Source organism: Vibrio sp. Y29_XK_CS5 (assembly GCF_024181835.1).
Classification (GTDB): Bacteria; Pseudomonadota; Gammaproteobacteria; order Enterobacterales; family Vibrionaceae; genus Vibrio; species Vibrio harveyi.
In genome coordinates this window covers 300,874-313,171 of record NZ_JAMZAM010000005.1, presented here as the reverse complement: position 1 = coordinate 313,171, position 12,298 = coordinate 300,874, and the positions used below count along the sequence as shown (strand labels likewise).

Sequence of the window (12,298 nt, the reverse complement as noted above, 5' to 3'; positions counted from 1 at the left end):
CTCTGGAGCCCTTTTGTTTTGTTTGATCTACGTGGATAACTAAATTATTTCGCTACGTTACCTGCAACGTTTAGTGCATCCCATGTACGTGCGAATGGTGGTGCGTAGCAGAAGTCCATATAGCCTAGTTGCTGTGTGGTCATCTTCGCAGTGATAGCAACAACGAGTGCATTGATTCGCCCTACAGCGCCCTTCTTGCCCACGATTTCACCACCAAGCAATACATTGGTTTCTGGGTGGTAAACCAGCTTCACTTTAATGTCTTCTTGACCTGGGTAGTAGTCGGTTTGGTTCTTATCCGAAATGGTTGAAACCTTCACTTCCAAACCATGTTCTTTAGCTAGAAATTCCGATGCACCTGTGCATGCCAGTTCGTAATCCAGCACTTTCAAGCAAGACGAGCCCAAGAAACCGCTCATGTAAGTGTCTTTGCCAGCTAGTTTGTCAGCCATCATGCGCGCTTGTTTGTTAGCAGTGGTTGCCAGTGGAACATACACTGATTTACCTAGCGCCATGTGGTGAACCACAGCGCAGTCGCCGACAGCGTAAATGTGTGCATCTTCTGTTGCGCCAAACTCATCTACGAGTAGTGCGCCGTTCGCTGCTTTTGGTAACTCGAACGCTTCTGTGTTTGGTTTGAAGCCAAGTGACATGATCACAACGTCTGCTTCAACATTGCCGTTGTCGGTTTCTACGATGTAACCGCCCTGCTCTGCGTCGCGAATGGCTGATACGCTGCAACCAGTTTTAAGCTCAGCGCCAGATTCACGAATCGCACCTTCTACCACTTCAATCATTTCTGGGCTGAACTGACGACTCATCACGTGTTGTTCACGCTCAATGATGGTGACGTGTTTACCTAGTAGGTGCGCTGCATCGAACACTTCAAGGCCGATAAAGCCGCCGCCGATAACGCAAACGCGTTGTTTGTCGATGTCCTTAAGCGCTTCTTTTACTGCCAAGCCATCTTCCATGCTGGTTAGAGTGTATACGTGCTCTGGGTTGAACTCGCCAAACGATGGCACGATTGGGCGTGCGCCAGTGGCAATCACTAACATATCGTAATTGATCGTGCTTTCTTCGCCTTGGTGACGAACTTTGATCTGCTTTTCTGTGCAGTCTAGTGCCACCATTTCAGTTTCAATGCGCACGTCTAAACCAGATTTAATCGCTTGTTCTGGCGTACGAGAAATCATGCGCTCAGTGTCATCAAACATGCCACCAGCAAAGTAAGGTAAACCACACGCACCGAACGAGATGTAATCGCGCTTATCTAGCACAATCACTTCATCTGATGGCTGATTACGTTTGTATTTCGCTGCGAAACTCATACCTGCAGCGCTACCGCCTACGACAACAACTTTCATATTTATTACCTAAATAACCTGAACTCAGGAAAAACGGAGAGCACCCGCGTTGGGTGCTCTTTATTAAGTTTAGAAATTACACTGCTGCTTCTTTTGACACTGTTGCAGCCACATCTGCGTTGTATTGCTCAGTGTTTAGTGAGCCATTCTTCTTCGCGGTTAGCACGCCTGACAACATTGAGCCAGAGATGTTAAGCGCGGTACGAGCCATATCGATAAGCGCTTCGATAGAAACCAGAATCGCCACAACCGTAATGTCTAGACCCATGATGGTTAGTACCGCTACTGCTGCGAACGTTGCACCGCCACCAACACCTGCGATACCGAATGAAGCAATCGCGATTACAGCAATCAGTTGTAGGATGAAGCCTAGGTCAACTGGCATGCCCATTACTTGAGCCGCCATGATAGCTAGCATTGCTGGGTAGATACCCGCACAACCGTTCTGACCGATACTGGTACCGAATGTTGCTGACATGTTTGCTGTTTCTTCGTCCACACCTAGACGTTGAGTTTGAGTTTCAACGTTTAGTGGGATTGCCGCCATGCTTGAGCGAGAACCGAAGCCAAATACGAGCACTGGCCAGATTTTCTTCATGAACTTAGCAGGAGACAGACCGAACAAAGACACCATCACGAAGTGGATAGAGAACATTACACCGATTGCCACGTAGCTTGCTAGTAGGAATCGACCCATTTCTGCTAGTGCGAACAAATCGTTTGTCATCATGAACGTAGTCATCAGAGCAAATACACCGTAAGGCGTCAGCTTCAGAATTTCACGTACCATTGAAAGCACTACTTCTTTTGCTGAGTTGATGAAATCAACAAAGTTTTGCACTTTCTCTGGCTTACGGTTTTTCACTTGCAGGATACAGTAGCCAAGGAACATACCGAACAGGACGGTCGATAGCGTCGAAGTACGTTGAGAGCCCGTTAACATGTCAAAGATGTTCGTTGGGATGATAGACAGAGCCATACCTGACAGTCCGCTGCTCGCCATCGCATCTTGCGTTGCAATCAGAGAGTCGCCACGCGCTTCGATAGCGCTGTTAGTGCCGATAGTGCTCACTAGTGCGTTTGCATCGATACCGAACAGGTAAATACTTGCGATGCCCACTGCAGCAGAAATAGCACAAGTGAAAAGTAGAATACCGATGATTTTTGGTGCGATACGCGATAGTGCACCGCCGCCTTCTACGTTCATGATCGAAGAGATCATCGCCACAAATACTAGTGGGATTACGATCATTTGTAGAAGCTTGATGTAGCCTTTACCGAACACAGAAATCAGTTCAGCAAAACCTGCCGTTGCAACGTTGCCTACGCCGAATACGAGCTGAATTGCACCGCCGAATAACAGGCCAGCAGCAAGCGCACTCAGTACGCGGAAGTTAAAGCTTTTCTTTTGTTTTTTGAAGTTCGCAAGTAATGCGTAGAACCCAAAGAACAGGATGCTCAATCCAATAAATGAAACGCTCATGAGAATCTCCTATTGATACCCATTTATGTCCGAAAATCGGTTACTTTTTGTATGCAATGGCTTCAACTTCAACCAATGCGTCTTTTGGTAGTCTTGCTGCTTCAACGCAAGAGCGAGCGGGTGCGTTTTCTGTACCAAATACCTCTGTGTACACTTCGTTAAAGGCGGCGAAGTTTTCCATGTCTGATAGGAAGCATGTCGTCTTCAATACTGTGTCTAGACCCGCACCGCTTGCTTCTAGAACTGCTTTTAAGTTTTCTAGTGACTGACGAGCTTGTTCTTTGATGCCGCCTTCAACAAATTGCATGGTTTCTGGAACCAGTGGCAACTGACCTGATGTGTAAACCATGTCGCCGTAAGCTGTGCCTTGAGAGTAAGGACCGATAGCTGCTGGTGCTTGTTCAGTGGCAATAATTTTTTTCACGATACAACTCCTAAGTGATTAATTTTATTCTGATTTAAATTCTCGGATAAACTTGTAAACCGCCTGACGGCTAATCCCAAGTTGCTCTGATACTTGTGTCGTCGTCTCTTTTAGCTCAAATACACCGTTATCAAACAAACAACGAATAATGGCTTTGTTACGACCTTTAGCTGAAACCGTCTCATCTTGGTCAACCTCTTGCGTGGCAGCACTTAACGCTTGCTTGATGACATCATTGGCGTTGTTACTGAAGGTCTCACTGACCAAGGTTTGTGATACGTGACACTGTGGCATCAACGTCTTGACGATCTCAGGGAATGGGAAAGATAAATTCATGTTGATACATAGCATGCCAATCGGCTTTTGCTCTGGACCAGCCAAAATGCACGTAGTCGATTTCAGTAGCGAACCATCGGCGGCATTGGTGAAATAACTCTTCGGAGAGACCTCGCCCGTTTTCTCGAAGGTACTCCACATACGTAAGCCCAAATCAGTGATTGGCGAGCCAATTTCACGCCCAGTATGATGACCATTTACAATCTTCACGACTGAATTTTCTAAGCTTTCAAATGAATGAATAACGACTTCGCAATACGGTCCGATCAAGTCAGCGATTGTATCTGCCAAGCGAAAATAGTTGCTTAAACATGCTCTGTCTTCGTCGGTGAATCTAACTTGCTTTACACTCATCATTTCGGTTTACATTTTTGAACTCAATGACTGAAAACTACTCCTTTCGGGTAAGTTCAGCAATACAGAGTAAACTTCTGTAAACCGCAAATTAACGCTCAAAACACCAGCAAAAATCGAATAGATGATCAAAATCACGCACAATAGTTGAACAAGATCACCAAAAACATATGAATTCGGTTTAATTTCTTAAACCTTGTCAAAGTTTAAATATTTAAAATCAAAGATTGCATTTTTGAACACTTTAATGATCTAGAACAAGTTCTAAAACTCAATAAAAACCACATACGGTAAATTCTCATTCGAAATGCAAGTTGATTTATAAAATCAACTTCAATCAAAACGCTCAAACCACGACACAAGATGAATAAAATCTCATCTCACATACCCAATTTGTATATCTAAATCACCTTGAGATATGTGGGCGTACAATCAACTTATTTCCATTCCATACCTATAAGACGAATCTGAATTCAAAAAGACGCAGATACAGAAGAAAAAATTGGACAGGTTATTTAGGACATAAAAAAACCGAGCGCTCGATGCGCTCGGTTCGATAAAACTATAGGGTAGTAAAAACAAACTAGGAAAGCTTGAACTTACTGAGTTCTCCGTGAAGATCGCCAGCTTTGACCGTCAACTCGTTACTGATTTCAACCGATGATGTCATGGTGTCCATCACCTCTACCGCCGTATCGTTGATGATCACAACATTGCGGTTGATCTCTTCTGAAACGGAGCTTTGCTCTTCAGCTGCAGAAGCAATCTGATTGTTCATGTCATTGATGACTTCAATCGCTTGGTTGATTTCAGACAGAGCCAAATGCGCTGCTTGAGTCTCGCCCTTGGTATCAATGGCTTGTTTCTGACTTTGCTCCATCAACACGACAATAGATTGTGTCTCTTGTTCTAAGCGAGCCAACATAACGCGGATTTCTTCTGTTGAACCTTGAGTACGATTTGCTAGATTTCGAACTTCATCCGCTACTACAGCAAAACCTCGACCCGCTTCACCTGCACGTGCCGCCTCAATCGCAGCATTCAGTGCCAACAGGTTGGTTTGTTCAGCAATACCACCAATCTCACTCAAAATACCCTGAATCGCGGTACTAGAATCGACCAAGTTTTGCGTTTGCTGCTGTGCATCGTTGACTTGCATCGCTAAATTGTCGACCGCACTCGCCGCATTGTCCATGCGTGTCATGCCATTTAGGCTGTTGCTTTGCACTTGGCTTGCTGCAGCAGCCGCTTGAACCGCAGAGTTTGCAACTTCTTGCGCGGTTGCACTCATCTCATTGATTGCAGTTGCCAGTGAATTCACTTCATTCACCTGCGCGTTGAGTTGATCACGAGATGCCGCTGCTCGCGTTTGACCTTCTGTGGCGTTCTTATCTACCTGATCTGCAGTGCTCATTACCGTCAACAACATTTCTTGCATACGGGATAAGAAAGTATTGAACCAGTGGGCAAGCTGCGCTGTTTCATCTTTGCCTTTCACTTCAATGCGGTAGGTCAGATCGCCTTCGCCTTGTGCCGCATCTTTAAAGCGCTCGACTAAGTTATTGAGCACTTTACCTAAAGAGCTGGCAATAAACGCCATAGCAGCAATACCTAAAAGAGCAGCGATGATCCCCGCCCACACACCTTTTTCAAGCGCTTTTGTATTCTGCTCATCACTCCATTGTTGGTAGGTGTCGACGCTTTTTGTAAGATAGTTGCTGGGAACTGACACCATGACTACCCACGGAGCATCACTCGTTTCAATTGACGTAATCGCATATTCGTCACCACCAAAAGTAACGAGACCAGCACCTTTTTCTTTCGCGATCGACTGAATGTTTGCCCACTGTGCTGCAAGCTCAGAAGACACCTTCTTGCCTACCATTTCTGCATCACGACTGTTTGCCAATGTAATGCCTTTCCATGATGTGATAAGGATTTTTCCTTGTCCTTCAAACAGGTCTCGTGCAAACAACTCACTCTGACTTTGCAGCTCGTGTAGCGAGAGATCAAAACCGAGTGAGCCAATGATTTTACCATCCTGCTTAATTGGCTGACTGATGGTAGTGATCAACTCTTGTTTACCACGAACTGGATAAAAGTACGGCTCCATTACGAAAGTTTTGCCTGTTTCGTAAGGCATTAAGTGCCAATCGTCTTTACGCTCACCGTTGTTGTTTAACTCCGTATTACTAAAGCTCTCCATTGCGACAGCGTCAAAGCTATTCTTATCGTTTGGAGAGAAGAAAGGTGCGAGGTAGCCTTGGCTGTTAAAGCCGATTTCAGGACTAAAAGTCGTTTGCTGTGACCATGTTTTGTCTTGCCAAACCATATAACCAGCAAATACGGCTTTGTTTTGTGCTTCTAATGCGGCAGTAAACTGTTTAACAATAAGATCTGCGCTCGCATCTGTCTCTGCACTTAACTCAATAATCGAACGTACTTGTTTAAGGTTTGCCAACACAGGATCGAGTTGGTTGGCTACATTCAAACCTTGCTGAATTGCGGTATTTTGCAAGTCGGTGTTGGTCGCATCTGTTAACTGCGTTTTGACCTTCTCGTTCACTTGTTTGTTTACATCGGTAAATGCGTTTGTGGTCATTCCCATGGCAATAAGCAAAGTGAAAGCCATCGCTCCACCAGCGCTGACCGCAATTCGCGTTCGTATACTGTTAAACATAGAAACCTCTGTAACTAAAAATAAGTTGGCGTTAGTTTTTGAAATATCGTGGATTTTAAACAACAGAAGTGAACAGGAGGCGCCAAGATATGAACAGAAAAAGAACAGAAAGATCAATTTTATTAACAGAATTAACTGGCAAGGGGATTTTATATTTAAAGGTAATGAGCTGCACAATAAATAAAGTGATTAAGTTGATAGTATAACTCTTTGTATTTACGGAACTTAAACCTTACAAAAAAGATGGCTTTTATATGAAAGTAATCAAATATTAAAGTAGAGGTATGCTTACGAGTCGATTAATCATTTCGTGATTTAGATCACATTTAATTTTCCTCATCTTTTTGTTTTCACTGCAATTATTATATGGATAACCAAGCCATTATTCGCTCGATTGTTGGAACACCCAGTGCATACTCAGCAAGTAATTGCTCACCATACCCGCCAAAATTCCCATCACTAAAGCAATGTAAACTGTTGTCCCTTGTGTACCCAATAAGAGTGTGGTGACTTTGAAAACGGCAAAGTTTGGTAATGCGCTGATGCTTGCGCTAAGCATAAACTTTTGCCATTGGTTAAATGCTCTATCCTTTGCTGATTGCGAAAACGTCAAACATCGATTGCCCAACCATGTTGTGGTCGCAGCAACGCAAAATGCCAGCCCTCGAGCCATCATTAATTCGACCCCAGCCCATTGAAATAAAACCATAAAAATGAGTGTATCGACGATGAAGCCGACACCACCCACCATAGCAAATGTCAATAATCTACTCATCACGTTACCCTATACCCAAGTGACTTCAAGATGCAGAATTCAGAGCGTTGTCATTGATTCGAGAGCAAGGAAAACAACGCTGTGTAATAGCCAGCTCTTCCCAAGTGTTTGACGCGACCATTTGTTTGACTAAAAAAGCGAGTCAAAGACACGCTCCCAAAGGGCGCTCTTTGCAAATATAAGGGTCTTGGCTTGTATACTTTGTTGCCGATTCTTGATTTCGACCCACTAGACCTTTAAATCGCCGCCGCGTCTACAAACCAAGTCGTTCTCGCTGAACCTAGCATCTCGAGGTTATTTGGGTATATAACGCAGGTATAGAGCGTGCGCTTTGACTTAGCAGTAAACTCATTAGTACAGCTCAAGGCGTTATCATGGATCAACTTGTCAACTTGTTGTTCTTTACCAATGAGGTAGAACTTATTTAGTTGATTGAGCTCTGTTACATCTTCCAGTTTTTTCGCTTGTCCTTGGCTATAAAATTGACCAGAGAACGGACGTTTCCCAATGTAAAAAACAGGTGCATTATCGGTGATCTCTGCAAATAGAATACGATCACTTCGGCTGTCTGCTTTGCCCATGTTTAAGACCAACATAGCGATCATGAGCAGTACAGGTAACACTGCTGCCGTGCCAGTAAGCCACTTAAAGTCATATTTATCCACTAACATTGCAATCAGGATACCCAATGCAGGAACACCTGGTAGCACGTAGGCCGGCAAAATGTTCCCTGCCATAGTGAACAAAACCATTGGCGAGATCAGCCAACACATTAAGAAACTGAACAAGCCTTGATGATCCGTTTCTATTGATTTGATTGTGTGTCGGCGCTTCCACACCAGAACAGGCAACACGAGCGACCATGGCGCAGCCGATTGCAGCCAGAATAGCCAAATCATGCCACGTGGTTGGTCATGAGCAGAACCATATAGGTCCCCTTCCCATCCACTTACGACAAAGCGTTTAAAGTGCTCACCAACAATGAAATAATCAATGAACCCCGGCGTCGCCATCTCCGCCATGATGTACCAAGGCAGTGCGATCGCCAACATCAACGCTAAGCCTGAAATCAATGGAAAACGCTGCCACAAGGCTTTAAAAGCACCAAAAAAGCCATGCTGAATAACCAGCCAAGGAAAGACAGCAATCCCCATGATAACAATCGCAACCGGACCTTTTGCGAGTAACCCACACGCCAGACCGAAGAACCCCAGATAGCCCCAAAGTTGGCTGTGTTTGTCTTTTCCGAGCCAACAATAATAAAAGCCAAACATAGCCATTGTCATAGCTAACGTGAGTGCCATATCCGTCATCACCGCGCCCGCTGCAATCGAGAAAATGCCACATGTTGCCAACACTAACGATGCGACAAGCGCACTAAAACCAGCACGGTGCGCCATGGCTGCAACAAAAATAATAGTCGCGACACCCGCTAACCAATGAGGTGCGCGCACCGCAAACTCATTTAGCCCAAATAACTCAATGCCATACGCACTCATCCAAGTAAACAGAGGTGGCTTACCCCAAAATGGCACGCCGTAATCAAATTGTGGGGTGAGCCAATTACCGGTCTCCACCATCAAACGCGCCATTTCGCCATAGCGAGCTTCTGTCGTATCCATAAGTGGATACGTAGCCAAAGAAATAAGGCGAAGTAACAACGCGAACGCCAACAACAGCCATAGGTGGGTTTTATTAATACTCATGACTACGCAGATTCTCCAAATTTAAACTTCATAGCTTGGATGGTTTGATGTTTTGCTGGTCGCTCGAAAACAGACTGGATAAGATAAAGAGGTCGTTGCTTGGTTTCGATGAAAATGCGCCCGATGTATTCACCAAGCAATCCGATAGAGAGCAATTGGACACCACCAAGTGCGAGTTGAACCACCATCATGGATGGATAGCCGGAAACTGGCTCTCCAAATACGACCGTTTTCATCACAATGAATGCGCCGTAGATAAATGCACTGAACGCAACTAACGCACCTGCAAGCGTTGCTAGGCGTAAAGGACGGATAGAAAAGGAAGTGATACCGTCCATCGCGAGTCCGATCAGCTTGAGGTAATTCCATTTGGTTTCACCGCAAAAGCGAGCATCACGTTCAAACGGCACCGTAACTTGCTTAAATCCAGGCCAAGAAAAAATGCCCTTCATATAGCGATTACGTTCTGGCAGAGCATTGATGTGTTTGACAACGTTGGCGCTTAATAAGCGAAAGTCTCCAACATTTTCCGGAACATCAAGCTTCGCCATACTGTTTAGGACTTTGTAAAAGCACGCCGCTGAAAAGCGCTTAAACCATGTCTCGCCATGGCGTTCGCTGCGCTGCATGTTGACCACGTCGTAACCTTCACGCCACTTAGATAGCATCTTTGGAATAAGCTCTGGTGGATCTTGTAGGTCGGCATCAATCACGATCACAGCTTCGCCATGACAATGCTCAAGACCGGCACTCATCGCCGATTCCTTACCAAAGTTACGGCTAAGTGCTAGACAGCGAATGTCGCTAGAAGATTGAGAAAAGTTTTGAGCAATCATTAAACTGTCGTCTTTGCTACCGTCATCGACATACACGATTTCACATCGCTCAGGTATGTCATCCAATACTGCTGTGAGACGACGATGGAATTCTGGCAAGACTTCTTGCTCGTTAAAGAATGGCACCACAACAGACAAGACTGTTTTAGGCTCAGCGTGTTGGCTCACCTTTGAAAAGGTTGCGGCGTGAATGTTGAAGGTTGACATGCTACTCTTCCACTAAATCCAATGAATGGATGCAGTCTACAAGTCACCATGTGAAAGAGATGTTGTTGACATCTTTTTCACGCCCTTAGTGCATAATGTTCTGTTAAGAAAAGTCCCTAATTTCCAAAACCTGCCAAATTGGAGAGAAATACATGAAACGCGTACTTTTGGTCGAAGACAATCGAGAAATTGCAGGCATGCTGTTCGACTATTTTGAGTGTGCGGGTATGGAACTCGATTACGCTGACAATGGCGAGCTTGGTCTGAAATTAGCGATGGAAAATACCTTCGATATTATTCTGCTTGATCTAATGCTACCTCGCATGGATGGCTTGACTATGTGCAATAAATTACGCGAAGCAGGCAACAATACGCCTGTATTGATGCTCACCGCACTCGACAGTCGAGACGACATGTTAAAAGGTTTCAACCACGGTGCGGATGACTATCTGACAAAACCTTTCGATCTAGACATATTGGAAGCACGCATGACCGCTTTGATTCGCCGTTATCGCGGTACGGTCGCGTCTTGCAAGTTAACCTATGGTGAAGTCTCAATCGATCAGAAAACCCGTAAAGCGTATCGCCAAGATAAGCTTCTCGCCCTCAATCCGACCACTTATACAATTTTGGAAATGTTGGTGAAGAACGCACCAGATGTCGTCACTCGCGAAGACATTGCATTTCGTCTATGGCAAGAGAACGAGCCGAACAACGACGTACTGCGCAGCCATATCTACCAACTGCGAAACCAAGTTGATAAGCCGTTCGAACGACATGTGCTCATTACGGTTCCAAAAGTTGGCTTCCGCTTGGAGACAGGTGTATGATCAACCGCTTACTTGCCAGTACGCAAAGCACACAAAGTATGACAGGGCGACTCGCTCTGTTTTTTTCTTTCGTTTCTGTCGTTATCGGTATTTTCTGCTTTGCACTCATCACTGGTGCTCTTTTATGGTCAGAAGATCGTGTCGGCGAGCGCCGGATCATGATCGATAAAAAAGAGGCGATCGAACACTTTCAATCTCATCCAAATGCAGGCGTTATACAATTAGACCTATTGACCACCGCCTACAACGACATTGCCTTAGTACCTGCCCCATTTCAGAAGTATTTAATAGGTAAAAAACATTTTTTGGATGAAGTCGGGGATGAGCCAAGTTCAAGAATGATTTATATGAGCACCTACACCAGTAAAGGTGTAGAGCATCCAGTAATCCTCGTATCCCTGATTGATGAAATCGAAATTACCACCGAAGAGTTCATCATGGTGGTTGCTATGGTGCTGTCTATCGTCGCAATCTTGGTGTTCTTGTTTGGTAGCTTGTTACTGCGGTTATCACAACGCTTGATCGAGCCTGTTAACGCCCTAAAAACGCAACTTGACCAACACCAAGGTGATCCAACCCAAACCTTTAGTGTGCCGGAAAGTTCGGCAAAAGAGTTTCAAACCTTAGCGGATGAGCTTAATGAGTATCGCCGTAAGATCAATCAAGTCATCAAGCGGGAGCAAGCTTTTGCACGTTATGCAAGCCATGAACTACGCACACCATTGACGGTAATGAAAGGCTCAAGCAGTTTATTGGCGAGAAGCGCCAGTACGGATTTTCAAACGCGACAGGTTCATCGTATTCAAGATGCAACGCAACAAATGTCGACGATGGTGGACGCCCTACTCGGCTTAGTGCGATATGAACGCAATACAGATGACTCACCCGTACGAAGCATTAGCGAAGAAGAGCTCACTCAAATTATTGCGCAAAGTCAGGCGCAAGCGGATGAGAAAGCACTCAGTTTTGATGTGCAGATAGACGGTAACCCCAAAACGCGCGCTACCAATGCGGTCTTGACCATCATTCTTGGTAACTTGATCCGAAATGGCATTGCGGCAACGCCATATGGGGCGATCCATATTGGCATGAACGAAGATACCATTTGGGTTCGTGATGAAGGGGAAGGTTTTTCCAGTATCCCTCATTCAGAAGGACATGGGCTGGGTTTAATGATTGTGGATGACCTGTGTCACCGCTACGGCTGGCAATTTGACATCGGAACTCACCCAGATGGTGGATGCGAAGCCGTTATAAATCTTGCATTGGAACATCAGACCTAGCCAAGTGCATTCCACCC

The 12,298-nt window shown here is 45.1% G+C and carries 10 protein-coding genes; 2 read left to right on the top strand and 8 right to left on the bottom strand.

Features of this window, described 5'->3' with window-relative positions:
- Nucleotides 1–44: 44 nt before the first annotated feature.
- The 8 genes from NL647_RS20125 to NL647_RS20090 form a co-directional block, all read right to left on the bottom strand.
- The gene (locus tag NL647_RS20125; RefSeq protein ID WP_253650608.1) at nucleotides 45–1,367 is read right to left on the bottom strand and encodes a CoA-disulfide reductase; all 1,323 of its coding nucleotides are present in this window, start codon (nucleotides 1,365–1,367) and stop codon (nucleotides 45–47) included.
- Nucleotides 1,368–1,443: 76 nt separating this feature from the next.
- Nucleotides 1,444–2,850 carry a cation:dicarboxylase symporter family transporter gene (locus NL647_RS20120; RefSeq protein ID WP_253650607.1) on the bottom strand — a complete coding sequence of 469 codons (1,407 nt, stop codon included), beginning with the start codon at nucleotides 2,848–2,850 and terminating at the stop codon, nucleotides 1,444–1,446.
- A gap of 40 nt (nucleotides 2,851–2,890) precedes the next feature.
- Complete coding sequence (locus NL647_RS20115; RefSeq protein WP_005444990.1) at nucleotides 2,891–3,274, bottom strand: RidA family protein; 384 nt, start codon at nucleotides 3,272–3,274, stop codon at nucleotides 2,891–2,893.
- Nucleotides 3,275–3,298: 24 nt separating this feature from the next.
- Entirely contained in the window at nucleotides 3,299–3,967 is a 669-nt protein-coding gene (locus tag NL647_RS20110) for a transcriptional regulator (protein WP_005444988.1), read from the bottom strand.
- A gap of 580 nt (nucleotides 3,968–4,547) precedes the next feature.
- Complete coding sequence (locus tag NL647_RS20105; RefSeq protein ID WP_253650606.1) at nucleotides 4,548–6,644, bottom strand: methyl-accepting chemotaxis protein; 2,097 nt, start codon at nucleotides 6,642–6,644, stop codon at nucleotides 4,548–4,550.
- Nucleotides 6,645–7,026: 382 nt separating this feature from the next.
- On the bottom strand, nucleotides 7,027–7,419 hold the full coding sequence (locus tag NL647_RS20100; RefSeq protein ID WP_253650605.1) for a GtrA family protein: 393 nt from the start codon (nucleotides 7,417–7,419) through the stop codon (nucleotides 7,027–7,029).
- A 236-nt stretch (nucleotides 7,420–7,655) separates the two neighbouring features.
- Nucleotides 7,656–9,125: a glycosyltransferase family 39 protein gene (locus tag NL647_RS20095; RefSeq protein WP_053050129.1), complete on the bottom strand. Its 1,470-nt coding sequence runs from the start codon at nucleotides 9,123–9,125 to the stop codon at nucleotides 7,656–7,658.
- Nucleotides 9,126–9,127: 2 nt separating this feature from the next.
- A complete protein-coding gene (locus NL647_RS20090; protein WP_253650604.1) occupies nucleotides 9,128–10,168 on the bottom strand; it encodes a glycosyltransferase family 2 protein in 1,041 nt (346 codons plus the stop codon).
- Between the two features lie 152 nt (nucleotides 10,169–10,320).
- On the opposite strand from NL647_RS20090, the gene NL647_RS20085 reads away from it, so the two are divergent.
- Both NL647_RS20085 and NL647_RS20080 read left to right on the top strand, forming a co-directional pair.
- Nucleotides 10,321–10,998 (top strand): response regulator transcription factor, encoded by a 678-nt coding sequence (locus NL647_RS20085; RefSeq protein WP_253650603.1) that lies wholly within the window; start codon nucleotides 10,321–10,323, stop codon nucleotides 10,996–10,998.
- A complete protein-coding gene (locus NL647_RS20080; RefSeq protein ID WP_009698434.1) occupies nucleotides 10,995–12,281 on the top strand; it encodes a HAMP domain-containing sensor histidine kinase in 1,287 nt (428 codons plus the stop codon). The genes NL647_RS20085 and NL647_RS20080 overlap by 4 nt, the downstream gene beginning before the upstream one ends.
- Nucleotides 12,282–12,298: the final 17 nt, after the last annotated feature.